This window comes from Blastococcus sp. PRF04-17 (assembly GCF_023016265.1).
In the GTDB taxonomy this organism is placed as follows: Bacteria; Actinomycetota; Actinomycetes; order Mycobacteriales; family Geodermatophilaceae; genus Blastococcus_B.
Genome location: NZ_CP095412.1, coordinates 2,856,052 through 2,880,775, shown reverse-complemented (window position 1 = coordinate 2,880,775; position 24,724 = coordinate 2,856,052). Strand labels below are relative to the sequence as shown.

Here is a 24,724-nt window from a genome sequence, read left to right as displayed (position 1 = left end):
GCCAGGCTATGCCGTGCTGCTGATCGACGGTCGATACGCAGGTAATCATGGGATCGGTCGGTATGCCCGCGAGGTGGTGCCTCGTGTTGCAGCGCATTTTGACCACCATCTGGTAAGCGGCGCGGCGCCCAGCCACCACGACCTCTTGGCGCTGGGACTTGCCACGTGGCTCCGGAGAGCCTCCGCGCTGTACTCGCCCGGATTCCACCCCGGATGGCCCTCGCGTGTTCCTCAGTTGCTCACGGTCCACGATCTGATTCATCTGGCCGTGGAGACGGAGCGAAGTCCCGCCCGGACCGTCTTCTACAAGAGACTAGTTTCACCCGTGATCCAGCGCTCAGGGCTGGTGTTCACGGTGTCCGAGTTCTCGCGTCGGCAAATCGTTGAACTGTTGGAAGTCGATGCATCGTCGGTGGTCGTGACGGGAAACGGTTGCTCCGCCACATTCCTCTCGGCTGCAGCGGCGGCCGAGTCAGCAGATCGAGGATATGTGCTGTGCATCGGCAACTCTAAGGCGTACAAAAACTTCACCCTTATGGTAAGGGCAGCCCGGCTACTGCCCGACGACGTGCGGATCGTATGTGTCGGGATAACTGAGGCGGATGGCCGGGCGATAGGAGGCGATCGGATCGATCGTCGCTTCTCCTTCCGGGTAGGTATGTCTGATCGCGAGCTTGCGGGGCTCTATGCGGGCGCTAGTGTCGTCGCACTCCCCTCGCGTATGGAGGGTTTCGGTCTTCCGGGTGTGGAGGCCATGGCCCTGGGCAAGCCGGTTGTCTACTGCGCCGATGCGCTCGCTGAGGTTGTGGGCCCACTCGGAATCCATGTCCGCGATAGCGACGACCATGAGGAGTTCGCCTCAGCCATTCAGCAGGCAGCGGCTTCGGGTGCCAGCGCAGCGGAAGCGAGAAAGGAAGTCGCGCGCCGACACTCGTGGTCCGGCGTTGCTTCCCATGTTGTGGCCGAGTTGAGGCGGCGAGGCATCGCCTAATCTCAGGCGCCTTCTGCGCATAAGGGCAAAAAGAGACGCTCAGTTTGCGGACACGTTCCTTGCTGGGGGGTGGCGAGGGGCTCCAGTGAAGACTGGTATCGCAGCGACAAGGGTCGCAAGCACTAAGGCATGCAGAATCCCAGCGTTGAATAAGTACACTCGCCACACCTCGGCAAAGGCGTAAATCAACGCGCCGGCAGCTAGGGCGACATAGTTCTGATATAGGGATAAATGGCCAGTTAAAATGGCGGCGAAGAACATGACGACGAGAACGAGAACGAGCCCGGCGAGACCTGATTGCGATCCGACATCGGCAAAGATCGAATTGGTCGTAAGATTCGGCGCTACATCAACTAGACCAGCGTAACGTATACCCCCTCCACCGCCTCCCGAGGATGTGAAGTACGTGGGGACGAGGAGATGCGTGGGGTCACTGACGCCAGACCAAGGATGCGGCAGGCTCCCGTTGCCCATTGCGTTGGCGATACCGAAGGACGCTTGGGCGGGTGTGCCGAGGTATGCGAGAATCTCAGCAACGTTCATTAGCCAGCGGTTGCTTATGCCTTGCGCTTCATAATAGTTCGCGTTCCGTAGATAATTCAGCTGGGTGGTCGCGGCGAAGGACATGATAGCCACAGCAATAGCCGTACTCAAGCGCATCCCACGGAAATCATTCTCCCGCGAAATAAGATAAACTGAGATGACAACTGCCAGAATAAACACCAGCCGCGAAGACAGCAGTGCGGTCATAGTTACGAGTATCAGATTGACGGGCAGTAGCAGATCCGGGCGCCACCCGCGCTTCACCCACCGATGGATCGCTGCCCCTGCAGTCAAGGCGCTAAGATAGCGGAGCGTCTGCACCCCCGCGCCTTCTGGAAGAGCCTGTGCGAGCAGATTGCCGGTCGAGTCCCTGAGCGCTGCCGCTACATCGACGGTTAGGGAGACTCGCAGCCAGGAGTACGCCACTCCGATGGTTGCCAGGAAGGTTAGCCGGCGGTAAATGGTCTCGTTAGTTGTAGTGTTGAGCGCGCCGATGGGTCGGGCCCCGCGCCCGAGGCGATACCCTAAGAAGGTAATGCTCGCCGCTGTTAGGTACCAGGTGGCTACAAGGCTGATGCTAAATAGGTCTGCGGAGGAGCGCCTGAGGAACCCACGGGGAATCCCTTCAGTGGGGATTGCCCACGCGAGGATGCTGCACGCCCCTGCGATGAGAAGGATTGCGTGAGGTTGTAGGAGCCACCTGATGAAACGCCCACGGGGGGCCGGAACGGCGATGAGGGCCACTCTCCCTTCGCGAGTCGAGTGGAATCTCCACGCGTGGACCGCCGAGCGGAGCGTACGGACTCCCTGAGTACCAGTTCGCTCGGTGTAGAGCACTATCGAGGTAGAGGGCGCCCCCTCGGGTGGGTGAGTTCGTTCGGTCGGTTCAGCCACCGTGACTTAGTCTGCGCGGTGGCGCGTCGTCGGCGCGCCCTGATCAAGGCGCACGGACGGGCGGATCCACGTGGGGACCAAAGAAGTCGCACTAGCCTTGCGGTCGGGGTGGTGGCTGGCGACGCTCGGGGCGGTGCTGGGTGGGCTCATCGCTGCTGGACTCAGCCTACTGTCGACGCCTCTCTACGCTGCGCAAACTCAGCTGTTCGTGTCGACGACTGCCTCAGCCAGCACGACGGAGTTCCTACAGGGGAGCCAGTTCTCTCAGCAGCGGGTCAGCTCGTATGCCCAATTGCTTGTCGGAGAGGATCTAGCGGGCCGCGTGGTGCGACGGTTGGACCTCGACATGACGGCAGCGGAGTTGGCGGCCCAAGTGCGGGCGGTGGCGGTACCGAATACCGTTCTGCTGAACGTGACGGTCACCGATCCGTCTCCCGATCGAGCGGAGCTTATCGCGCGCGCGGTTGGTGACGAGTTCACCGAACTCGTTCAAGAGATCGAGACTCCAGCCGGCGCCACGGCAGCACCGGTGAAGGTGACGGTTACCGACAGGCCCGAACGGCCAGGCGTCCCCAGCACGCCGAGAACGGAGCGAAACGTACTGTTGGGAGGGATTCTCGGGGTCCTGGTAGGGGCTGCGACAGCAGTGGCGCGTACGCGCATCGATCGAACGGTGAAGGACCCTGACGAGGCTGCTTCACTCGCTGCTACTTCCCTCATCGGGACGGTGATTCGAGATGACGAGCTTGCGTCAAGACACGTCCTGGAACGCGCCACCGGGGGCCGTGCCGCTGAGGACTACCGGCAGCTCCGGACGAATCTCCAATTCCTCAATGTGGACGATCCGCCCAAGGTCATCATGATCACGAGCGCCATGCCGACCGAGGGGAAGACGACAACGGCAATACACTTGGCCTTGGCCCTGGCCGAAGCGGGGCGCAAGGTGACCCTGTTGGATGCCGACCTTCGGCGACCTCGGGTGTCGAACTACCTTGGCATGGTCGGTGGAGTGGGTTTGACCAATGTGCTGGCCGGCGTGGCAGGGACTGCGGATGTCATGCAGCCATACGGCGAGACCGGATTGACGGTGATCGGTGCCGGGCCGACGCCGCCGAATCCCAGTGAGCTGCTTGCCTCTCAGCACATGTCCACTCTGCTGGATGAGCTGCGGGCGACGAACGAATACGTCCTGATCGACGCACCGCCGCTGTTGCCGGTCGCAGACTCCACAGGCCTCGCCGTAATGGTCGACGGGGTCTTGCTGTCAGTTCGCTACGGCAGCAGCCGCAAGGATCAGCTTCAGCAGGCGGCGGCAACGCTGAAGCGCGTCGGTGCCCGAACCCTCGGGTTGATCCTCAACATCGTGCCGCCGAGGGCAGGCATCACGTCGGCCTACGGCTACGGCTACACGTACGGGGAGACCGAGAAGAAAAGAGGCGGCAGGCGCCGAGCGTGAGCGGGCTCACTTCGGGGAGTGCCGCGGTGCAGCAATGGCGCGGTCGGCGTGCCGCTGCTGACCGCAGCTGATAGCGGACTCTCTGTGGTGGCGCTGAGCGCTGATGCCCCGCTCCTGGACGCTTGAAACAGGTGCGGCCCCAAATGGGGCTATTCAGGACGTCCCGGTCTAGGTAACTTCTCCGGTGCGTTGAAGCAATGAGGCTGCTCGACGCAACGGTCAGCAGTCGTTCACCCCGCGGCGCATGCACGGGGGACTTACGCGCACGGGGGTTCGCGGCTTGTCCATGCTCGATGTTCGTAGTGGCGAGGCAGTTCGTCACATCCCGCAGCAGCGGGACCGCCGCGCGACGTGGTCGATCGCCCGTCTCCGCGGTGAGGGCACCCAAGCCCGACGTGCGTGGCGGTCGAAGTACGTCCGCCGGCTCTACGGCGTAGATGCGCTGGCGGCTGTCGTGGCCGGCGCGGTGGGACAACTCGTCGAGGTCGGCCCCGTCGGCAAGTCGTGGAGCACTGAGCTGAGCCCCGCGTGGGCCATCCTCGTCCTGCCGGTGCTCTGGCTCGTCGCCATGGTCACCGCCCGCGCGTACGAGGAGCGGTTCCTCTGGGTTGGGTCCGAGGAGTTCCGTCGGGTGTTCTTCGCTGCGGCGATGCTCCTTGCGACGCTCGGCACGCTCTCCTGGGCCTTCCGTGTAGAGGTGGCCCGGGGATTCGTCATCGTGGCCCTGCCCCTTGCCGCCGCGCTGACCCTCGGCCACCGCCTCGCGCAGCGGGAGCTGCTGCACCGGCGTCGCGCGAGGGGCGAATTCCAGCAGACGGCCATCGTCGTCGGGCACCGTGGTGGTGTTGCCGACTTGCATGACCAGCTCCAGCGCCAGACCAAGCACGGCTACCGGGTGATCGGTTGCTGCGTGCCGCAGCGCAAGGACGACCCGGTCGCGACCTTCCACGGCCTCCCGGTCCTGGGCTCGCTCGACGACGTCGTCGACGTCGTCGAGCAGTACGAGGTGGACACCGTCGCCGTTCTGCCCTCCCCCGAACTCGACGGCGCCGCCCTCCGTCGCCTGGGCTGGGACCTCGAGAAGACCGAGGCCGAGCTGTTGCTGGCCCCGGCTGTCACGGAGGTCGCGGGTCCCCGCGTCCGCATCCGTCCGGTCGCCGGCCTGCCGCTGATGCACCTCGAGCGGCCGGAGTTCAAGGGCCACCGCAGGTTCCTCAAGAACGCCTTCGACCGGACCGCCGCCTTCTTCGGCATCCTGCTCATCTCGCCGGTCCTCATCGGCCTGGCCGTCGCCGTGAAGCTGAGCAGCCGCGGCCCCGTGTTCTACAAGCACGAGCGCATCGGCCGCGGTGGCGAGACGTTCCACGTCTGGAAGTTCCGCAGCATGGTGCCCGACGCCGACAAGATCGTCGACCAGCTGTTCGAGCAGAGCAACGAGGGCAACGACGTCCAGTTCAAGATGAAGCGCGACCCCCGGGTCACCCCGATCGGCGCCTTCATGCGGCGCTACTCGCTCGACGAGCTGCCGCAGCTGTTCAACGTGCTCGGGGGCACCATGAGCCTGGTCGGGCCCCGTCCACACGTCACCCGAGAGGTCGAGCAGTACGGCTACGACATGGCCCGTCGCCTGCTCGTCAAGCCCGGTATCACCGGCCTCTGGCAGGTCAGCGGGCGCTCCGACCTCTCGTGGGACGAGTCGGTGCGCATCGACGTCCGCTACGTCGAGAACTGGACCCTCACGTTCGACCTGATGATCCTCTGGAAGACGTTCGGGGCCGTCCTGCGCGGTTCGGGTGCGTACTAGCCTGCACACTGTCCGGGTGCCCGACCCCCGATCCTCGGGCCCCGCGTTCACGGTCCTGATCGTCTGCACCGGCAACATCTGTCGCTCGGCCATGGCCGAGCAACTCGGCCGGGCCTACCTGGCCGAACAGCTGGGCGGCCACACCGGCGCCATCGAGCTCATGAGCGCTGGGACGCAGGCAGTCGTGGATTCGGCCATGCACCCCGACAGCGCCCTCGTCCTGCAGGGCTACGGCGCAGAGCCCGGCGACTTCCGGGCGCGCCAGCTCACCGACGCGATCGTCGCCGACGCCGACCTCACCCTCACGATGACCCGCGGTCATCGTCGCGACGTCCTCGCCCGAGCCCCGCGAGCCCTGGCGCGGACCTTCACGGTGCGCGAAGCCGCCGCCCTGCTGGAACTCCTCGGGGACGACTTCCAGCCGGCCGGCGCCGACCTGGGGGAGCGTGCTCGCAACCTGGTGAGAGCGCTGGCCGATGCCCGCTCGCGCCGGGCCGCCGACGACGGTGACGACGTACCCGACCCGATCGGGCGGCCGATCGAGGCTCATGCCGAGGCAGGTGAGCTCATCGTCGGTGCGCTCCTGCCCTTGCTCGCCCGGATCGCGAGCCTGCACGCGGTACCTGGCCGGCCCATCGATAAGGGCTCCGTCCTCGACGCTCGGTAATCGGGCCATCGCGTCCCAGTGCCGCGTCGCTCCCAGCAAGCCACAGAGTCGACGAGGCAGGAACGAAATCCTCTTCACGGGCGGTCACCCGTTGTAGCTTCGCGCCACTTCACGCCTACGGGGGACCCAGGAGACTCACGTGGGCGGTGGCACGCCGCACGACGACCCGCCCCGCGTCACAGCGGTCGGCCGCGCTGACCCGCATGCGCGTGCGCGGGCACCAACTCCTTCACCGCCGTCGTGGACAGCCCGCCGGTCAACGACCACCCGCTGCCCTGCAGCTCGCCGGCGCCAGCGCGCTGGTCGTCGTCTCACCGCGGACGACGCTGACCGACCTGGAGGTGATGCTGAACCGGGCCGAGGCCGCCAACGTGACGATCCTCGGCTTCATCCTCAACGAGTTCCGCGGCCGTCGCCGCTGGCGCCGCCGTGCTCACCGGCCGGGCGTCCGGGGTCACCGCCCCACGCGGTTCGAGGAGAACACCCTCGCCGAGCTCGGCGTGGGCACGCGGGCGCTGAGCCCCGACGAGCGCTGAATCAGCGAGGAACCTCGGGCAGGGCCTGGTCGGCGAACTCCGCGGCGTTTTGCGCCAGCGAGTCCGTCCGCAGGTAGGACCACATCCGCTCGCCGGTGACCTGGTCGAGGTAGACCACGCTCGCGGGTCCCTCCATGCCGGTGCCGAGGATCGGCGCGGTGAAGAACTCGATCCTGTCGGGCGTGACGCCGCGCAGCGAGTAGGCCAGCTGCAGCAGGTCGCCGTTGCTCAGGCTGTCGTCGATTGCGACGGCGCTGGTCACAGCGAGCATGGCCGCATCGAGCCGGCCCGGGTTGGTGAAGGTGTCGGTGCTGAACAGCTTGCCGAACATCGACTTCAGGTACTGCTGCTGCCGCTTGACCCGGTCGAAGTCGCCGCCCGGCAGCGTCTTGCGTTCGGCCAGGTACCAGCGGACCTGCTCGCCGTTGAGGTGGTTCGACCCGGCCCTGAAGGTGTGTCCACCGTGCGATGTCGTCTCGGCCACCATGACGTCGACGCCGCCCAGGTCGTCGGTCACCTGGATCAGGCCCTCGAAGTCGATGGCGACGTAGTGGTCGATCCGCACCTGCGTCAGCTGCTCGACGGTCTGGATCAGCAGCGACGGGCCGCCGAACGCGTAGCTGGCGTTGATCTTGTTCATGCCGTGGCCGGGGATGTCCACCCAGGAGTCCCGGGGGATCGAGATGAGCTGGGCGTGCTGCCGGTCCGCGGAGAAGCGGGCGATCATGATCGCGTCGGAGCGGGCTCCTGGGTTCGCGCCGTCGGGAGTGCTCTCCCGTGAGTCCGACCCGACCAGCAGGAAGGTGACCGGCTGCTCGGAGGCGCTCTCGGCGGGCGTCGGCGGCGCCGGCCGGGCCGCATCGTCCAGCTCGTCGAACACGTTGCCGACCCGGTCGATGTTGCCGGCCCACCGGTCGGTGAGGAACCAGAGCCCGCCGCCGATGACGAGCGCGAGCGTCAGCCCGAGGACGCCCAGGCTGATCAGCACGCGGCGCAGGGTGTGCGACCGGCTGGCCGGCTCGGCGTCCTCGGGAAAGCGCTCGCCATCGTGCTCGCGCACGCCCGTGCCGTCGATGCTCATGCCAGACCCCCGTCAGCCGTATGCCTGTCCGAGGGTACGGCGCTGGTCACGCAGGCGGGGGTGACGGCCACTCCGTCGGGTGAGGGGCTACAGGGTGCTACCTCGGGGGTGGCGAGAGGCGTTCGGGCGGTGGCGTGGGGGCCGCCCGGGGACGTTGCGGACGGGTGTCGGCGTCGGCGCCGGGTCGATGACGACGTTCGGCGCGTCGGCGCGGTCGGACTCGGCCTGCCGAAGGTCGGCGAGGCGCACGCCGCGACCGATGAGCACTCCGATGAGCACGCCGAGCAGCACCCACACCGCTCCGACGACCCACAGCCAGCTCATGCGACCTTCTCGGACGGACGCCGGCGCCCCTCCCGGTTCCGGCGTGGATGGATGGTGCCGAAAGCCAGACAACGTTCTGGTGCCGGCGTCAGTGCCCACTCGCCCGGAAGAACATGCGTGGTTCCTGCGACGGATGTTCCGGAAGAGAGGGCGGATATGGTTTGGCCGCATCCGGCCCCGCCTCGTTGGCGCGTCGCACCCTGTCGATCTTCATCGGCAGCTACACAACAGGGGTGTACCAGTCCGTCACTGGGCGTGTGCCGTTCGCAGGCGGAGGCCAGCCGCGGACCGGCTCCGGCGTACGGCATGCGTGCACACCGATGGGGCGATAACGCCACTCAGGGCCTACGGTCCGGAGCCACGAGCACCAGCGGGCGACAGAACCACCGCCCCTACGCTTGCAGTCAGTCCCGAAATGGAGCGGTTCAATGAAGATCTCGGTCATCGGATGCGGCTACCTCGGCGCCGTGCATGCGGCGTCGATGGCCGAGCTCGGCCACGAGGTCGTCGGCGTCGACGTCGACGAGAGGAAGATCGATTCCCTCTCCAAGGGTGCGACGCCGTTCCACGAGCCCGGCTTCGAGGAGCTGCTCGAGCGCACGCTGGCCACTGGTCGGCTGCGCTTCAGCACCGACTTCGAGGCCGCCCGCGGCTCGAAGGTGCACTTCGTCTGCGTCGGCACACCGCAGAAGCGCGGGGAGTACGCCGCCGACCTCCGCTACGTCGAGGGCGCCACCGAGTCGCTGCTCGGCGTGCTCGAGCCGGGCGACCTCGTCGTCGGCAAGTCCACCGTGCCGGTCGGCACCGCGGCGCGCCTGGCCACGCTGGTCGACGAGAAGGTGCCCGGCGCGATCCTCGCGTGGAACCCGGAGTTCCTGCGGGAGGGCTTCGCCGTCCAGGACACCCTCCACCCCGACCGGCTGGTCTACGGCCTGCCCGCCGGTGAGGACGGCGAGGTCGCGCGCCGGCTGCTCGACGAGGTCTACGCCGTCATCGTCGAACGCGGCACCCCCAAGGTGGAGACCGACTACGCCACCGCCGAGATGGTGAAGACGGCCGCCAACTCGTTCCTCGCCACCAAGATCTCCTTCATCAACGCGATGGCCGAGCTGTGCGAGGCCACCGGCGCCGACGTGAAGCTCCTCGCCGACGCGATCGGCTACGACGACCGCATCGGCCGCAAGTTCCTCAACGCCGGCCTCGGCTTCGGTGGCGGCTGCTTGCCCAAGGACATCCGCGCCTTCATGGCCCGCGCCGGCGAGCTCGGTGCCGACCAGGCGCTGACCTTCCTGCGTGAGGTCGACAACATCAACATGCGCCGCCGCATCCGCATGGTCGAGCTCGCCCGCGAGGTCTGCGGGGGCTCGCTGCTCGGCAAGCGGATCGCCGTCCTCGGCGCTGCCTTCAAGCCCGACAGCGACGACATCCGCGACTCCCCAGCCCTCAACGTGGCCGCACAGCTGCAGCTGCAGGGCGCCGTGGTCCGCGTGACCGACCCGGCCGCGGTCGAGAACAGCCGCCGCCAGTGGCCGCAGCTGGACTACGCGGAGACGCCGGAGGAGGCGGCCGAGCGCGCCGACGCCGTCCTGGTGCTCACCGAGTGGCGGGAGTACCGCGACCTAGACCCGGCGATCTTCGGCAAGGTCGTGGCCCAGAAGCGGGTGCTCGACGGCCGCAACGCCCTCGACCGCGAGGCGTGGACGGCCGCGGGCTGGCAGTACCGCGCCCTGGGCCGCCGCGCCGGCTGACGCCACTCCGAAAAGCATTCGGCGGGGGGTCCGTGAGAAACCGCCTGCGCCCTCGCGTTATGCGGCTCAAGGCGCTTCCGCGGAAGCGTCTGCGCAGGCGGGCCTCCATCAGATGTTGTACTCGCGGACGCAGGTTCGGTTCCGAAGGGTGACCGTGTGGTGGCTAGTGCCGGGTCAGGCAACCTTCGCCCTCTTGATGGTTCCGGCTCGGCGGATGACCTTGCGGAGTCTGGGATCGGTGACGTGCCGGTTCCGCCAGGCGATGTAGCGGCGGATCATGCTCGCCTGCTCGTGGTGCGATTCATGGTGGGTGCCGTCGAGCGCGAAGTAGCGCAGTGCGGTGAACTGGGCCTCGATCCGGTTGAGCCAGGAGCCGTAGAACGGCACGTAAGCCAGCTCGACGTTGTTCGCCGCGGCCCAATCGCCGACCCGGCGGTCGGTCTTGGTGGACAGGTGCGGACTGAAGTTGTCCAGCACGATCGCGATCGGAACGCCGGGCGGATAGAGGGAGCGCAGGTAGCGGCAGAACGCCAGGAACTCGGTGCGGCCCTTGCGGATCTTGACGTGGCCGTAGAGGCGGTCGGTGGACAGGTCGTAGCCGGCCAGCAGGTGCCGCACGCCGTGCGGCCGCTTGTAGGTGGCCCGTCGACGACGCCGGCGCGGCCGGTCCTGCACTCCCTTGCCGGCCGCGACCGGCGCCCACTGCTTGCCCGGGTGGGGCTGGAGGTTCAGCGGCCCGAACTCGTCCATGCAGATGACCACGGTCGGATCGTCGGGACCGGGTTGGCGGTGCCCGTCGGCGATGGCGTAGAGCTCCAGCACCCGGTTCTTCTTGGCCTCGTAGTCAGGGTCGGTGCTGGTCTTCCAGGTCTTGACGGCTTGGAAAGGAGACGCCCTGCTCGCGCAGCAGCGTGCGCAGGCCCTCGTGGGAGATGTCGTCGACCACCCCCTCGGCGACCAGGAAGTCGGCCAACTTGGACAGGCTCCAGGTGGAGAAGGGCAGCCCGTGATCGGCCGGGCGGCCCAGCGCGACCTTCTTGATCTCCGCGCGTTGAGCCAGATCGAACTTCGGCGGCCTGCCGCCGGCGTACTTCGGCTTCAGCGACTCGAAGCCGTCAACGTTGAAGTTGTGCAGCACGTCCCGCACCCGGTCGGGGCTGCTGAACGTCACCTCCGCGATCTGCGGCACGCTCATCCCCTGCGCCGAGAGCAACACCATCTGGGCTCTTCGCCAGGTCACCACCGACCCGCTGCCGCGGCGCACGATGCGCAGCAGCCTGTTGCCCTCGTCGTTGCTGACCGGACGGACCTGCACGCGAGCGACCATCTCGCATCTCCTGCGGGGAAGACAGGATCAGATGCACCAAACGGTGCACCCGCTCAAGACCTCAGCGCGGGACCTCGGCCGGGGTGTCGCCAACGAGGGCGAAGGTTGGCAGCCGCGGCACTAGCTGCCGACGCGGTCCTCCTTAGCGGTGGTGAACGCTAGGGGAGACGGCCGTCTGGGGTTGTGCACGTCAGGTCGCCGTTGATCATCACGCCCGAGGCTCCACTCGCGGAGATTGTCACCAGACCGGGTTGCAGTGTGAACTCATGAGTCTGTACGGGTACGCCGGCTAATACTTGCCATGTCTGATCCCAATCAGTACCGGCCTCCCCCGAACCGTGACATTGCTTATAGACGGGTCGGGGAAAGTCTCATGGGCGAGGTCACTTATGCCGGCTCGCATCGTCAACGACGTGCAGCTGCTGTTCTCAATATCCCAGCTGTCGCTAGTGCCCCAGCGGAAGAGCGCGTGGAATGACTCACCCGCAACATATTCGCGATCGCCGCTTCCGCAATTGCACCATTGAACCATCGAAACCGCGAAGGACTCAGGAGAAGTCGATCGGTCTGATGTCGACGTCGGTGCAGTGGGTCGTGATGTCGACGTCGAACCGATTGAGGTTGCACTCGTGGTCGATCGGGGCTGCGAATCGGGAGTAGGTGAGGTCCCCGACGACGCTTCACTATCAGGAGCCCAAATCACAACGGGCAGCGCGACAAGGGCGATAACCACGCCGACTGCAAGGCAGATGCCGCTGCCAATCCAAAGTGGTCGACTAGACCGGTGCTTGCTCTGGTGGGCGAATCCGGCAAAGGCGGCAAGGACCCCCGCGCCTGTGACAAAAAGCCCGGCCATGCCAAGGATCAGAGTAAGCCAGTTGTCGGTGTTCACCGTGCCGCCCCTCATGGCCGCTATCGATCGGCCAACCGCCCCCGGGTCCGGGCAGCATATCGGAACGGCGGTGACATTAGGGTTGTTCTGCTGCTCATTGCCTTAAACCAGTGTTGTGGAGCCGACTTGTTGCAGGAAGCATCCTGTCCTGCAAAGCTGGAACCAAGATCGGTGAATCGACGATCCCGTGCGGCCCGTCGGGCGCGCCCTCACCAGCGGCCTCTTGAGCCGCTGCTGAACGGCGCAGCCGAGCCACGCGGGCGGCGTGGGGGGCGGCTGCAACACGGCGACTGGATCGCCCGACTACCGTCTAGCCGGAAATCCCGCCGGAGTACGTCCGCCGGTGTCGACGGAATCCGCGTGGGACATCAGCCATGGAGGTTGTAGAGACGATGCGTCTGCTCGTCACCGGGGGAGCCGGGTTCATCGGCGCGAACTTCGTGCACTACACGCTGCGCGAGCACCCCGAGCACTCGGTCACCGTGCTCGACGCGCTCACCTACGCGGGCAACGAGGCGTCGCTGGCCGGCGTCCGCGACCGGATCGAGTTCGTGCACGGCTCGGTGGCCGACGCCGGGCTCGTCGACCGGCTGGTCGCGAACAGCGACGTCGTCGTCCACTTCGCGGCCGAGAGTCACAACGACAACTCCCTCGCCGACCCGTCGCCGTTCCTGACGACCAACATCATCGGCACGTACACGATCCTCGAGGCGGTCCGGAAGCACGGCGTCCGGCTGCACCACATCTCCACCGACGAGGTCTACGGCGACCTCGAGCTCGACGACCCGAAGAAGTTCACCCCCGAGACGCCGTACAACCCGTCGAGCCCGTACTCGTCGACGAAGGCCGGCTCCGACCTGCTGGTGCGGGCCTGGGTGCGCTCGTTCGGCATCCACGCCACCATCTCGAACTGCTCGAACAACTACGGGCCCTACCAGCACGTCGAGAAGTTCATCCCGCGGCAGATCACCAACGTCCTCTCCGGCCTGCGCCCCAAGCTCTACGGCAAGGGTGAGAACGTCCGCGACTGGATCCACGTCGACGACCACAACTCCGCCGTCCACGCGATCCTCGAGAAGGGCCGCAGCGGCGAGACCTACCTGATCGGCGCCGACGGCGAGAAGAACAACCTCGAGGTGCTGACGCTGATCCTCGAGCTGCTCGGCCGGCCGCGGGACGCGTTCGACCACGTCACCGACCGCGCCGGCCACGACCTGCGCTACGCCATCGACGCCACCAAGCTGCGCGACGAGCTGGGCTGGAAGCCGCAGTTCACCGACTTCCGCGACGGCCTGGCCGCCACCATCGACTGGTACCGCGACAACCAGGACTGGTGGGGCCCGCTCAAGGAGCAGGTCGAGGCGAAGTACGCGGCGCGAGGCCAGTGAGGGCGGTCATCGTCGGGGCCCGCGGCCAGCTCGGCCGCGCCCTCCAGCAGGAGTTCCCGAACGCCGTCGCCCTCGACCGGGCGGAGCTCGACCTCACCGACGCCGCGGCCGTCGCCGGCTACGACTGGTCCGGCGTCGACGTCGTCCTCAACGCCGCCGCCTGGACGGCGGTCGACGCGGCCGAGGACCCGGCGAACCACGCCGCCGTCCGGGCCGTCAACGTCGACGCCGTCGCGCACCTGGCGCGCGCCGCGCAGTCGGCCGGGGCGACCCTGGTGCACGTCTCCAGCGAGTACGTCTTCGACGGCGGCCACCCCGGGCCGATCCCCGAGGACCTGCCGCCCTCGCCGCTGAGCGTCTACGGGCAGAGCAAGGCCGACGGCGACCGCGAGGCCGTCCGGGCCGCCCGGCACTACCTGGTCCGCACCACCTGGGTCGTCGGCGAGGGCGGCAACTTCGTGCGCACCATGGCCTCGCTGGCCGACCGCGGCGTCTCCCCGACCGTGGTCGACGACCAGGTCGGCCGGCCCACGTTCACCGTCGACCTCGCCGCCGGCATCGCGCACCTGCTGCGCACCGGTGCGCCGTTCGGCACCTACAACCTCACCAACGGCGGTGAGCCGGCCTCCTGGGCGGACGTCGCCGCCGCGGTGTTCACCGCCCGCGGTCGCCCGGCCGACGACGTCGGGCGCACCAGCACCGAGGCCTACTTCGCCGACAAGCCCGGGGCCGCCGTCCGGCCGCTCAACAGCGTGCTGAACCTGTCGAAGATCGAGGCGACCGGCTTCGCGCCACGCAACTGGCGCACCGCGCTCGCGGAGTACCTCGCCACGATCTGACGGGGCGCGTGGGACTCCAGCGCCCCGAGGGAGCGACACGGGAGTTCTCCGTGACGGGGTGGTCACGTTCCGCCTCCATGCTGCCGATGATTCCCGTGTGTGGTGGCACTGGGTCGTGGGCGGACTGGTCGTGTGGCTGGTCGTCGCCGTCCTGCTGGCCCTCGTCATCGGCCGCGGCATCCGGCTGGCCGACCGCCGCTCGCCGGGCACCGGCGTCGCGCTGACCACCGCCGACCTGCCCGGCGCGTTCGTGGCCCAGCGGCCGGCCGTCGCACCGCCCCGGCGCCGGGCGATCCCGCTGCCGCCCGTCGGCATCGCGCTGGCGGCCACCGCCGTGGCGCTGGAGACCGTCGGCTTCGTGCTGCGGCTCGACGGCGCCACCGGCCCCACCGCGCAGCTGCTGTCGATGGACGCCCCCTTCTCCCTGCCCCGCCTGTTCGTCGCCGTCCTCTTCGCCGCCGCGGCGGTCGCCGCCGTCGTCGCGGCCGCCCAGGCCGAGAGCCGCCGCGCCTGGTGGCTGGGCGTCGCCGTGGTCGCGGCCGGCATCGCCTCGGTCAAGGCAGGGGGCACCGTGCACGCCGAGGCCATCGGCGCCCTCGAGGACGCCCTCGGGGCCGGCGCCGCCGTGCTGCTCAGCGCGGTCGCGGCGGTCGTCGTCGTGGCCGGGCTCTGGTCCTTCACCCGCACCGAGCGCCGTGACCGCCGCCGGGTGCTCGGCACGCTGGGCTGCTACGCCGTCGCCTCGGTGGGGCTGTCGGCCGTGTCGGCCGTCGTCCCCGGCGGCTGGGTCGCCACCGCCACGTACGTCGAGGAGTCCGCCGAGGCGCTGGCCGGCGTCGCGTTCCTGATCGCCGTCCTGGTCGGTGTCGCGCCGCGCCTGGTGCTGCCGGCGTCCTGGCGCCTGCGCCGCGAGTCCGACGCGCAGACCCTCGACGTCCCCGCCGCATCGCCGGTGGCCGAGCGGGGCTGACCGCCGGCGATCCGGTGCGCGCCGGGTCGATGCTGGTCAGCGGGGCACGTCGGCCCCGTCCCCCGACCGAGTGGGCGGCCCGCGCTCGCCCCCACCCCGGCCGCGAACAGCGGGTAGCGTCAAAATGGTGAACGACCGGGTCATCCCCTTCTCCGACCTCGCGCCGACCACCGCCGAGATCCGGGCCGAGGTGGAGGACGGCTGGCGCCGGCTGCTCGACGGCAACGCCTGGGTCGGCGGCGCCCCGGTCGAGCGGTTCGAACGGGCGTTCGCGTCCTACTGCGACACGGCCGAGGCCGTCGCCGTGGCCAACGGAACCGACGCGCTGCACCTCATCCTGCGGGCGCTGGGTATCGGTCCCGGCGACGAGGTGCTCGTGCCCGCCAACACGTTCATCGCCACCGCCGAGGCCGTGGTGCTGGCCGGCGCCCGTCCCCGCTTCGTCGACGTCGACCCCACGTCGCTGCTGATGACCCCCCAGGGCGCCGAGGCGGCGCTGACCCCGTCGACCGCCGCCATCGTGCCCGTGCACCTGTTCGGCCACGTCGCCGACGTCGAGGGCCTCGCCGAGGTGGCGCGGCGGCACGGCCTCGCTCTGGTCGAGGACGCCGCCCAGGCCCAGGGCGCCGAGCGCAACGGCGTGCGGGCCGGATCCACCGGCCGGGCCGCCGGCTTCAGCTTCTACCCGGGCAAGAACCTCGGGGCCTTCGGTGACGCCGGCGCGGTCACCACCGACGACGCCGCCCTGGCCGCGACGATCCGCTCGCTGGCCGACCACGGCCGCGCGGCCGACGACAAGTTCCTGCACACCTCCGTCGGCACCAACAGCCGCCTCGACGCGGTGCAGGCCGTCGTCCTCTCGGCCAAGCTCGCCCGCCTCGACGCCTGGACGCAGCGGCGGGCCAAGATCGTCGACGCCTACCGCGAGCGTCTGGCCGACCTCCCGCTGCGCATCGTCGAGCCCGACGTCGGCGTCGACAGCGCCTGGCACCTGCTGGTCGTCCGGGTGGCCGACCGGGACGCCGTCCGCGCCGGACTGGCCGAGCGCGGCGTGCTGACCGGCATCCACTACCCGGTGCCCTGCCACGAGCAGCCGGCGTTCGCCGCCTGGGCCGACGGGCCCCTGCCCTGCGCGAGCGAGGCGGCGCGGGAGATCCTCTCCCTCCCGCTGCACCCCTACATGGACCTCGAGGACGTCGACGTCGTCCGTGACGCGCTCGCCGACGTCCTGCGGCGCCGCCGGGGGCCGACGTGACCCGGCCGGACGCGCTCACCCCCCGCACGGTCCCCCCGCCCTCGCCCACCACCGGGGTGCCGCCGCCGTCGGTGCGCGCACCGCTGGTGACCCCCGCCGGCGCCGCGGCACGGCGCTGCTCGCACTCGTCCTGCTGACGCTCGTCGCCGCGCCGGCCGCCACCGCGGCAGCCCTCGCCTCCCGGCAACCCACCGAGTACGCGGCCGTCGTCGAGCTCATCCACCAGCCGGAGGACAACAGCACCGTCGAGGGCGTCGACCGGGAGATGGCCACCCATTCGGTCCTCCTCCAGCGGCGCCCGCTCGTGCAGGAGGTGGCCGCGGACGCCGGCCGTCCCGCCGACGAACTGTCCGACGACCTGTCCGTCGAGGCGGTCGACGGCAGCAGCGTGCTGCGGGTGCAGCTGGTCGACACCGACCCCGAGCGTGCCCGCGAGACCCTCGACGACCTCGTCGACCGGTACCTCGCCTCGGCGGACCGGCTCGCCGTCACCTCCGACATCGGCCGGCTGCGCGTGCTCGCGCCCTCCGACGTGCTCGACGAGCCGGTCGGCCCCGACCCGGTGCGCGCGGGCGCCGCCGGGCTGCTCCTCGGGATCTTCCTGGCCGGCCTCCTGCTGGCCCTCCTGCGTCTCCGGCGGGGGCGGGGCAGGACCACCTGACCGTGGACCGCGCCCCCGCCCTCGCCGCCGACGGCGGCGACCTGCGCCGTGTCGCGGCGAACTCGGCCATCGGCTCCCTGTGGACGACGGTCAGCCGGGTCACCGGCCTGCTGCGCGTGGTCGCGGTCGGCGCCGTGCTCGGCCCGACGTTCTTCGCCAACCTGTACGCGGCGGCCAACCAGCTGCCCAGCCTGGCCTTCGAGCTGCTCACCGGCGCGCTGCTCGGCTCGCTGGTGGTGCCCGCGCTGGTCCGCCACCTGGACCGCGGCCGCCCCGGCGCGGCCGAGTTCATGGCCAGCAGCTTCCTGACCCTCGCCGTGCTCGCCGCGCTGGCCGTCGTGGCCGTGCCGATCCTCGCCGGGCCGCTGGTGCTGGACCTGCTCACCGCGGGCGTGCCCGACGAGGCCCGCGCGCCGGGCACCGGTCCGGCCTGGCTCCTGCTGGCCCTCCTGCTGCTGCAGGTGCCGCTGTACCTGGTCGCCGGCATGGGCGCCGCCGTGCAGCACGCCCACGGCCGGTTCGGCCTGGCCGCCGCGGCACCCTGCGCCGAGAACCTGGGCATCGTCGCGGTGCTCGCGGTCTACGCGGCGGTCTTCGGCACCGGCGCCACCGCAGGGCAGGGCACGGCCGAGGTGGCGCTGCTGGGCGCCGGCACCACGGGCGCGGTGCTCCTGCACGCCGCCGTCCAGTGGGAGGGCGCCCGCCGCTGCGGTGTGCGGCTGCGGCCACGGTTCCGGGGAGCCCGCGACGGCGAGGTCCGCGACCTGCTGCGCCTCGTGCGGCCCTCGCTCGGCTACGCGGCCGCCACCACGGTGCGGTACCTCTGCGTGCTGGTCGTGACCGCGGCCGTGCCCGGCGGCGTGGTGGCGTTCACCATGGCCTACGCCTTCTACAACCTGCCGGTCGCCCTGGTCGCCCGGCCGGTCGCCTCGGCCACCCTGCCGGTCCTGGCGCGGGCGCACCACCGCGGCGACGACGCCGCGTTCGCCGCCACCTTCCGCCGCACGGCGAGCCTGGTGCTGCTGGCCACGCTGCCCGCCGCGCTCTGGTACGTGCTGCTCAGCGGCCCGCTGGCCACCGCCGTCGCGTTCGGGGAGATGGCCGGCGACACCGGCCGGGCGGCCCTGACCGCCTGCCTCGTCGGGCTGGGTATCGGCGTCGTGGGGGAGTCCGCGGTCGTCCTCGGCACCCAGGCCGGCTACGCCCGCCGCAACGGCACCCACCCGCTGCGCGCCGTCGTGCTGCGGGCCGCCCTGGCGATCGCCGGCATGCTGGCCGCCGCCCTGCTCCTCGACGGGCCCGCGCTGCTGGTCGGGGTGGCGCTGAGCGTCGCGGTCAGCGACCTGCTGGCCGGAGCGCTGCTGTGGTGGTGGGTCGGCCGGCCCGCCGGGGCCGCGCCGTCCCCGGGATCGTGGCGCGGCACGGTGCTCCGGCCGGTCACCGCCGGCCTGGTCTCCCTGGCGCCGATGCTCGGCGTCATGGCCCTGATCGGGAACCCGGCGAGCCAGGCGGCGGCGGTCGGGCTCGTGCTGGCCGCCGGCGCCGTGGGGCTGGCGAGCTACGTCGCCGCGCACGCGGTGCTGCGGACGCCCGAGCTGCGCGAGCTCACCGCCGCGGTGCGGGCGCGGCGGCGCGGGGGAGCGGCGCATGGCTGAGCCCTCCGCCGTGGGTGCGCGGGACCTCCTCCGGCCCGCCGCGGGGCTGCTCGCGGTGGCCCTGGCCGCCACGCCCGTGCTGGCGGGTGCGCCCGGCGCCGGCCTCGTGATCAGCGGCGGGCTGCTGCTGGTGCTGCTGTGCGCGCTGTTCCCCCTGGCGGCGGTGGCGGTGTTCGTGGCGGTCAACCCCCTGCTCGCGGGGGTCGAGCGCGGCACCGTCGTCCCCCTGGTGCGGCTGAACGAGGCGCTGCTGCTCGGCCTGGCCGCGGGGGTCGCGCTGTGGGCGCTGCTGCGCTGGCTGCGCTCGGACCGCGGGCTGCCCCGGCCCCGGCACGCCCTGGACGTCCTCGTGCCGGTCGTCGCCGTCACCGGCTCGGTCACCCCGCTGCTGTGGATGTACGCCCGCGGCCGCGACATCTCCGCCGACGACGTGCTCTACGCCGCCACGCTCTGGAAGCTCGCCTTGGTCTACGCCGTCGTCCGCCTGGTCGTGCGCGACGCCCGGGCGGCCTGGTGGCTGCTCGTGGCCGCGGTCGCGGGTGCCGCCGCCGTCGGCTCCGTCGGCCTGCTGCAGGTGGTCGGCGTCGGTCCGGTGATCGACTTCCTGACCGTCCTCACCCCGCCCGAGGCCGACGGCTACAGCATCGACGGCAGCCGGGCCACCTCGACGCTCGGCAACCCGATCGCCTTCGGCGACGTGATGATCTACGCCGCGCTCGCCGCCGCGGCCCTGGCCCTGCGGGGGCGGGAGCACCGGGCCGTGCTCACCGCCGCCGCCGCCTTCCTGCTGCTCTGCGGTCTGGCGTCGGGCCAGTTCTCGGTGCTGCTGGGCGTCGTGGTGGCTGCCGCGGCCTTCACCGTGGCCACGCGGACGCTGAGCCGGGCCGTGCTGGTGGCCACCGGCGTGGGCATCGTCGCGCTCCCCCTCCTGCAACCAGTGGTCGAGGCGCGCCTGGGCAACACCGACCCGCGCAGCGGCCTCCCGGTCTCCTGGACCGGGCGCTACGGCCGGCTGGAGAACCTGCAGACCTACTTCTGGCCCGACATCGGTGCCGACTGGAACTGGCTGCTGGGCGTGCGCCCCGCAGCGCGGGTGCCCGGCGCCGAGTGGTGGCGGGACTGGGTCTACATCGAGAGCGGCTACACCTGGCTGGTCTGGAGCGGCGGCCTGCCGCTGCTGCTGGCCACGCTGGCCCTCGTCGCGGTCGCGGCCACGACCGGCCGGCGGCTGTGGACGGCGCCGGAGCCGGTGGCCGCTGCCGTCGGCGTGAGCGTCTTCGCGGCGTCGGTGGCGCTGACGGTGCTCATGGTCTTCGACCCGCACCTCACGCTGCGCGGCGGAGCGGAGCTGCTCTTCGTCCTGCTCGCGCTGGCCGCGGCCCTGGACCGGCGCCGTGCCGCGCCGCCGCCGGAGCCGCCGCTGATCGCTGCCCCGGCCGAGCGGGTCGGCCCGTGACCAGCCGGGTCGTCGTCCTGGCCGTCGTGGCCGCGCTGATGGTCACCGGCGTCGGCGGGGACGCCGTCGACGCGCGGCAGCCGCACGCCGGTGACGCCCTGCAGCGCAAGGTCCTCGACGACCTGGCCGAGTTCACCACGTGGCTCGAGGAGAACGACGCCCAGGGCTACATCGGCGAGGTCGGCATCCCGTCGGACGGCGACGGGCGCTGGCTGCGCCTGGCCCGGGCCTGGCTGGCCGACGCCGAACGCGCCCGCCTCTGGGTGGACGTCTGGGCCACCGGCGAGTGGTGGGGCACCGACTACGACTACAGCCCCTGGGTCGCCCCCGAGGACGACCGTCCCGTGTCGGTCGCCCGCCCGTCCGGGGAACTCTTCAGCGCGGACGCCCGCCGCACCGACCTGCGGCGCGGGGTGAACGTGTCCGGTGGCGAGTTCGGCGCGGCCGGCAGCACCGAGGACGTCACCGACTTCTCCAACGACAACCCCGGCACCTACGGCCGCGACTGGCACTACGACGGGCAGGCGACCTTCGACTACCTCGCCGAGCAGGGCCTGGACACCGTCCGGCTGCCCTTCCGCTGGGAGCGGGTACAGCCGCGCCCGGGCGGCGAGCTCGACGCCGGCGAGGTCGCCCGGCTGACCGCAGCCGTCGGCCGGGCGCACCAGGCCGGGCTCGGCGTCGTCCTCGACGTGCACAACTTCGGCGCCTACCACCTGGCCGAGGACGGCCGCGGGGTGCGCCGCCCGATCGGCAGCCCGCAGGTCTCGCGCGCCGACTTCGCCGACCTCTGGCGCCGGCTGAGCACGGCGTTCGCCGACGTCCCCGGCGTGCTGGCCTACGACCTGATGAACGAGCCGGCCCGGATGCCCGCGGCCGACGGGCTCCCGCCGGCCCGGCTGTGGGAGGCGGCGTCACAGGACGCCGTCGACGCGATCCGCGCCACCGGCGACGACACGCTGATCATGGTCGCCGGCTACGCGTACTCGCACGTGGGCGGCTGGGCTCAGCAGCACCCACGGGCGTGGATCGACGACCCGCTCGGCGCGGTGCGCTACACCGCGCACCACTACTGGCGGCTGGACTACGGCCGCAGCTACGACACGGAGGTGGCCGATGCGGCTGCGACGGGCTCCTGACCCCACGAGCGGCCGGGGCCGGGTCTGCCTGGTGCGGCAGCGCGACTACTACGAGCTCTCCCTGCGGCGGGAGGCCGAGGCCCTGCGGGACGCCGGCTTCGACGTCGACATCGTCTGCCTGCGCGAGCCGGGCACCCCCGCGGTGGAGGTCGACGGCGGCGTGACGCTGCACCGGCTGCCGCTGCGCCGGCGCCGCGGCGGCCCGCTGAACTACGTGCTGGACTACCTGGGCTTCTTCCTCGCCGCGACGGTCACGGTGGCCAAGCTGCACCTGCAGCGGCCCTTCGTCGCGGTGCAGGCCAACTCGATGCCCGACATCCTGGCGTTCACCGCGCTCGTGCCGCGGCTGCTGGGTGCCAAGGCGATCGCGTTCATGAAGGAGCCGACGCCCGAACTGGGCGAGACGAAGTACGGCTCCCGGCGGCTGGGGCGCGTGCTGCAGTGGGTGGAGCAGGCGGCCCTGCGCTACGTCGATCTGGCGTTCACGGTGACCGAGGACCTCAAGGAGGTCTACGTCGGCCGCGGCGCCGACCCGGACAAGATCGTGGTGGTGCTCAACGGCCCCGACGCGCGGCACCTGCTCGAGCACCGCACCGACGACGCCCGGCCCGACCCGCGGTACTTCACCGCCGTCTGCCACGGCCTGGTCGACGACCGCTACGGCCACGACCTGATGCTGCGGGCGGTGGCGATGACCGCCGATCGGCTGCCGGACCTGCGACTGCGGATCACCGGGACCGGGGACTACGTCGACGAGCTGCAGCGGCTCATCGAGGCCGAAGGTGTGGCCGACCGGGTGCAGTACCTGGGCTGGGTGGACATGCCCACCCTGGTCGGTGAGCTGCAGCGTGCCGACGTCGGAGTCGTGGCGCAGAAGGGCTCGCCGTACTCGCACCTCGTGCACACGAACAAGATGTACGAGTACGTGCTCTTCGACCTGCCGGTCGTCGCCAGCCGGTTGCGGTCGACCGCCCGCTACCTCGGCGACGACGCGGTGCAGTACTTCGAGCCGGGCTCGGCGGAGAGCCTGGCCGAGGCACTGGTCGCCCTCCACGACGACCCGGAGCGCCGCCGGTCGCTGGTCGCCGCGGCGCGGGAGCGCTGCCGGTCACTGACCTGGGAGGCCCAGAAGCGGACCTACCTGGCCGCCTACGACCGCCTGCTCGGGAAGCCGGTGGTGACGGAGGGTGACGCCTCCTGGCCCCCGATTCCGTCGACCGGGTGAACTGGAGCTGCGGAACGCCGCGCGAGCCCCTAGCTTCGCCTCATGCGGCTGCGGGGAGTGACGGTCGCGGCGTCAGCCTGCCTTCTGGTGGCCGGCTGCACCGGGTCGTCCGAGGCGCCCGCGACCGAGCGCGGCGACACCGAGCCGGCGGTCGCCGGCCTCTCCGACTGGCAGCCCCCGGCCGGCGCACCCGAGTTCTGCACGACGCTCGCCGCCACCGAGCACGTCGAACAGATCCCCGACGCCGTCGGTGTGCTGCTGGACGACCCCGCCGACACCCAGCAGGCCTGGCGGCTCAGCCGCAGCGCCGGCGAGCTCCGCGACGTCCGGGACGCCGTCCGGGCGGAGGGCGGGCACGGTGAGCTGGCGGGCGCTCTCGACGAACTGGTCCAGGCGCTGTCCCTGGCCGCCTCGGGGCCGCTGGACGAGGAGTCGACCGACCGGATCGCCGACGGGCTGTCCGACGTCGGCCGGGCGGCGCAGCCGATCTGCGAGTTCCCGACATGAGGCGCGTCGCGGCCTGGGCGCTGGCCGGTGCGGTGGTCCTGCTCGGGGTGCCGGGCTCCGCTGCCGCCGGGCCGGCGCCGGACCTCTGCAGGTACGACGACGTGCGCGGCCAGGTGCCGTCGAACTTCGCGCTCGAGGCGTGCGTCGACGGTCGGACGATCGTGCTCCGCAACGGCCTCGACTTCCCGGTGGTGGCGGAGGCCGACGGCACCGGTGCGCCGGTCTTCGCGCGGCAGGCCGACGGGCCGCGCTCGACGCTGGTCCGGCTGGTGGTCGAGGCCGACGTCACCCTGCTGCCCGGGGACGTCGTCCGGTGGCCGCTCACCGACGGGCCGGCGGCGGTCGTGCTGTCGACCGCCGAACCGCGGATCGCCTCGGCCATGGCCGACTCACTGCGGACGTTCCTGCCGAGCCGGCCGGCGGGCCAGGGGCGCTCGGCGGTCTACGAGACGTTCGCCGGGCTGGTGCGCGAGCTGGCTCCGGCGGTCGAGGAGCGGGCGGCCTGCCACGAGGACCAGAACTGGCTCCAGGCCACGGCCTGCGACGTGCTGACCGCCCGGGCCGTGACCGAGACGGTGAGCGGGCTGCTCGGCGACGCCCAGACCGACGCGGTGCTGCCGGTCGCGCTGGACCGCGAGCTGTGGGGGCAGTGGGCGGAGAGCAGCGCGCCGGACCTGGACGACTCGGGGCGGCGGTCGGTCGTGCTCACCCAGGCCGCGCTGCCCGGAGCAGTGCCGGATGAGCCCTCGTCCACGGCGCTGTTCCCCGTGATCCTCGTCGAGAGCTCGGTGCACGCGGTGCGGTCGGCCGTGGCCGGGTCCCGTGGGGGCGCGTCGCACCCCGGGGCGGGTGCCGGGCCGCAGGCCCCGACCGCGCCCCCGCGCAGGGCGGTTCGCCGGGCGCCGGCTCGCCCGGATCGGCACCCCAGCCCGCGCCCCGACCGGGGACGCAGCCGGGAACGCAGCCGGGGGCACAACCTGGGACGCAGCCGGGGGCACAACCTGGGACGCAGCCGGGGGCACAGCCCGCACCTCGGCCGGCGCCGCAGCCCGCACCTCAGCCCGCACCCCAGCCGGCGCCGCGGCCGAACACGGCCGACGAGGAGAAGGCCAAGCAGGAGAAGGCGGAGAAGGAGAAGGCGGACAAGGCCAAGGCGGACAAGGCCAAGGCGGACAAGGCCAAGGCGGACAAGGCCAAGGCCGACAAGGCGAAAGCGGACAAGGCCAAGGCCGACAAGGCGAAAGCGGACAAGGCCAAGGCCGACAAGGAGAAAGCGGACAAGGCCAAGGCCGACAAAGAGAAGGCCGACAAAGAGAAGGCCGACAAAGAGAAGGCCGACAAAGAGAAGGCCGATAAGGCCAAGAAG

The 24,724-nt window shown here is 70.8% G+C and carries 22 protein-coding genes and 1 pseudogene; 17 read left to right on the top strand and 6 right to left on the bottom strand.

From position 1 onward, the window contains the following. Positions 1-13: 13 nt before the first annotated feature. Positions 14-991, top strand: coding sequence for a glycosyltransferase family 4 protein (locus MVA48_RS14550; RefSeq protein ID WP_246981392.1), 978 nt, complete (start codon positions 14-16; stop codon positions 989-991). 39 nt (positions 992-1,030) lie between these two features. On the opposite strand, the gene MVA48_RS14545 is transcribed toward MVA48_RS14550, so the two are convergent. Further along, the gene (locus MVA48_RS14545) at positions 1,031-1,741 is read right to left on the bottom strand and encodes a hypothetical protein (RefSeq protein ID WP_246981390.1); all 711 of its coding nucleotides are present in this window, start codon (positions 1,739-1,741) and stop codon (positions 1,031-1,033) included. Between the two features lie 757 nt (positions 1,742-2,498). On the opposite strand from MVA48_RS14545, the pseudogene MVA48_RS24255 reads away from it, so the two are divergent. The 5 genes and pseudogenes from MVA48_RS24255 to MVA48_RS14525 form a co-directional block, all read left to right on the top strand. Further along, positions 2,499-2,750, top strand: a pseudogene (locus MVA48_RS24255) (Wzz/FepE/Etk N-terminal domain-containing protein); the annotation flags it as partial. A 12-nt stretch (positions 2,751-2,762) separates the two neighbouring features. Then, positions 2,763-3,884, top strand: a complete 1,122-nt coding sequence (locus tag MVA48_RS14540) for a polysaccharide biosynthesis tyrosine autokinase (RefSeq protein WP_246981388.1) — start codon at positions 2,763-2,765, stop codon at positions 3,882-3,884. A 286-nt stretch (positions 3,885-4,170) separates the two neighbouring features. Next, entirely contained in the window at positions 4,171-5,688 is a 1,518-nt protein-coding gene (locus MVA48_RS14535; protein ID WP_246989243.1) for a sugar transferase, read from the top strand. Positions 5,689-5,704: 16 nt separating this feature from the next. Beyond that, positions 5,705-6,355, top strand: a complete 651-nt coding sequence (locus tag MVA48_RS14530) for an arsenate reductase/protein-tyrosine-phosphatase family protein (protein ID WP_246981387.1) — start codon at positions 5,705-5,707, stop codon at positions 6,353-6,355. Between the two features lie 146 nt (positions 6,356-6,501). Further along, entirely contained in the window at positions 6,502-6,891 is a 390-nt protein-coding gene (locus MVA48_RS14525) for a hypothetical protein (RefSeq protein WP_246981385.1), read from the top strand. Between the two features lies 1 nt (position 6,892). On the opposite strand, the gene MVA48_RS14520 is transcribed toward MVA48_RS14525, so the two are convergent. Continuing rightward, positions 6,893-7,972: an LCP family protein gene (locus tag MVA48_RS14520; RefSeq protein WP_246981383.1), complete on the bottom strand. Its 1,080-nt coding sequence runs from the start codon at positions 7,970-7,972 to the stop codon at positions 6,893-6,895. An 87-nt stretch (positions 7,973-8,059) separates the two neighbouring features. Further along, positions 8,060-8,296 (bottom strand): hypothetical protein, encoded by a 237-nt coding sequence (locus MVA48_RS14515; protein WP_246981382.1) that lies wholly within the window; start codon positions 8,294-8,296, stop codon positions 8,060-8,062. A gap of 428 nt (positions 8,297-8,724) precedes the next feature. Here MVA48_RS14515 and MVA48_RS14510 point away from each other — a divergent pair, with 428 nt between their 5' ends. Further along, a complete protein-coding gene (locus MVA48_RS14510) occupies positions 8,725-10,044 on the top strand; it encodes a UDP-glucose dehydrogenase family protein (protein WP_246981381.1) in 1,320 nt (439 codons plus the stop codon). Positions 10,045-10,218: 174 nt separating this feature from the next. On the opposite strand, the gene MVA48_RS14505 is transcribed toward MVA48_RS14510, so the two are convergent. Both MVA48_RS14505 and MVA48_RS14500 read right to left on the bottom strand, forming a co-directional pair. Then, a complete protein-coding gene (locus MVA48_RS14505) occupies positions 10,219-10,866 on the bottom strand; it encodes a transposase (RefSeq protein ID WP_246981380.1) in 648 nt (215 codons plus the stop codon). A 22-nt stretch (positions 10,867-10,888) separates the two neighbouring features. Continuing rightward, positions 10,889-11,359 carry a helix-turn-helix domain-containing protein gene (locus tag MVA48_RS14500; protein ID WP_246981379.1) on the bottom strand — a complete coding sequence of 157 codons (471 nt, stop codon included), beginning with the start codon at positions 11,357-11,359 and terminating at the stop codon, positions 10,889-10,891. 1,296 nt (positions 11,360-12,655) lie between these two features. On the opposite strand from MVA48_RS14500, the gene rfbB reads away from it, so the two are divergent. The 10 genes from rfbB (at position 12,656) to MVA48_RS14450 (ending at position 23,358) form a co-directional block, all read left to right on the top strand. Next, positions 12,656-13,651 carry a dTDP-glucose 4,6-dehydratase gene (gene rfbB, locus MVA48_RS14495; protein ID WP_246981378.1) on the top strand — a complete coding sequence of 332 codons (996 nt, stop codon included), beginning with the start codon at positions 12,656-12,658 and terminating at the stop codon, positions 13,649-13,651. Next, positions 13,648-14,490, top strand: coding sequence for an SDR family oxidoreductase (locus MVA48_RS14490; RefSeq protein WP_246981377.1), 843 nt, complete (start codon positions 13,648-13,650; stop codon positions 14,488-14,490). Before rfbB ends, MVA48_RS14490 begins: the two co-directional genes overlap by 4 nt. Positions 14,491-14,587: 97 nt before the next feature. Continuing rightward, a complete protein-coding gene (locus MVA48_RS14485) occupies positions 14,588-15,460 on the top strand; it encodes a hypothetical protein (RefSeq protein WP_246981376.1) in 873 nt (290 codons plus the stop codon). A 127-nt stretch (positions 15,461-15,587) separates the two neighbouring features. Continuing rightward, positions 15,588-16,715 (top strand): DegT/DnrJ/EryC1/StrS family aminotransferase, encoded by a 1,128-nt coding sequence (locus tag MVA48_RS14480; protein WP_246981375.1) that lies wholly within the window; start codon positions 15,588-15,590, stop codon positions 16,713-16,715. After that, entirely contained in the window at positions 16,669-17,376 is a 708-nt protein-coding gene (locus MVA48_RS14475) for a hypothetical protein (protein WP_246981373.1), read from the top strand. Before MVA48_RS14480 ends, MVA48_RS14475 begins: the two co-directional genes overlap by 47 nt. A gap of 2 nt (positions 17,377-17,378) precedes the next feature. Then, positions 17,379-19,031 carry a murein biosynthesis integral membrane protein MurJ gene (murJ, locus tag MVA48_RS14470; protein WP_246981372.1) on the top strand — a complete coding sequence of 551 codons (1,653 nt, stop codon included), beginning with the start codon at positions 17,379-17,381 and terminating at the stop codon, positions 19,029-19,031. After that, the gene (locus MVA48_RS14465) at positions 19,024-20,487 is read left to right on the top strand and encodes a hypothetical protein (protein ID WP_246981370.1); all 1,464 of its coding nucleotides are present in this window, start codon (positions 19,024-19,026) and stop codon (positions 20,485-20,487) included. The genes murJ and MVA48_RS14465 overlap by 8 nt, the downstream gene beginning before the upstream one ends. Beyond that, positions 20,484-21,626: a glycoside hydrolase family 5 protein gene (locus MVA48_RS14460; protein WP_246981368.1), complete on the top strand. Its 1,143-nt coding sequence runs from the start codon at positions 20,484-20,486 to the stop codon at positions 21,624-21,626. Before MVA48_RS14465 ends, MVA48_RS14460 begins: the two co-directional genes overlap by 4 nt. Further along, a complete protein-coding gene (locus MVA48_RS14455) occupies positions 21,604-22,851 on the top strand; it encodes a glycosyltransferase (RefSeq protein WP_246981366.1) in 1,248 nt (415 codons plus the stop codon). The genes MVA48_RS14460 and MVA48_RS14455 overlap by 23 nt, the downstream gene beginning before the upstream one ends. Before the next feature lie 42 nt (positions 22,852-22,893). Beyond that, positions 22,894-23,358 carry a hypothetical protein gene (locus MVA48_RS14450; protein ID WP_246981364.1) on the top strand — a complete coding sequence of 155 codons (465 nt, stop codon included), beginning with the start codon at positions 22,894-22,896 and terminating at the stop codon, positions 23,356-23,358. 442 nt (positions 23,359-23,800) lie between these two features. Here the strand turns inward: MVA48_RS14450 and MVA48_RS14445 are convergent, their stop codons facing one another. Beyond that, positions 23,801-24,067 (bottom strand): hypothetical protein, encoded by a 267-nt coding sequence (locus MVA48_RS14445; RefSeq protein ID WP_246981362.1) that lies wholly within the window; start codon positions 24,065-24,067, stop codon positions 23,801-23,803. Positions 24,068-24,724: the final 657 nt, after the last annotated feature.

Coding starts and splice junctions, on each gene's coding strand:
- MVA48_RS14545 (WP_246981390.1), bottom strand. CDS start 1,741: ATGACCGCACTGCTGTCTTCGCGGCTGGTGTTTATTCTGGCAGTTGTC.
- MVA48_RS14520 (WP_246981383.1), bottom strand. CDS start 7,972: ATGAGCATCGACGGCACGGGCGTGCGCGAGCACGATGGCGAGCGCTTT.
- MVA48_RS14465 (WP_246981370.1), top strand. CDS start 19,024: ATGGCTGAGCCCTCCGCCGTGGGTGCGCGGGACCTCCTCCGGCCCGCC.
- MVA48_RS14450 (WP_246981364.1), top strand. CDS start 22,894: ATGCGGCTGCGGGGAGTGACGGTCGCGGCGTCAGCCTGCCTTCTGGTG.
- MVA48_RS14535 (WP_246989243.1), top strand. CDS start 4,171: ATGCTCGATGTTCGTAGTGGCGAGGCAGTTCGTCACATCCCGCAGCAG.
- MVA48_RS14510 (WP_246981381.1), top strand. CDS start 8,725: ATGAAGATCTCGGTCATCGGATGCGGCTACCTCGGCGCCGTGCATGCG.
- MVA48_RS14515 (WP_246981382.1), bottom strand. CDS start 8,296: ATGAGCTGGCTGTGGGTCGTCGGAGCGGTGTGGGTGCTGCTCGGCGTG.
- MVA48_RS14455 (WP_246981366.1), top strand. CDS start 21,604: ATGCGGCTGCGACGGGCTCCTGACCCCACGAGCGGCCGGGGCCGGGTC.
- rfbB (WP_246981378.1), top strand. CDS start 12,656: ATGCGTCTGCTCGTCACCGGGGGAGCCGGGTTCATCGGCGCGAACTTC.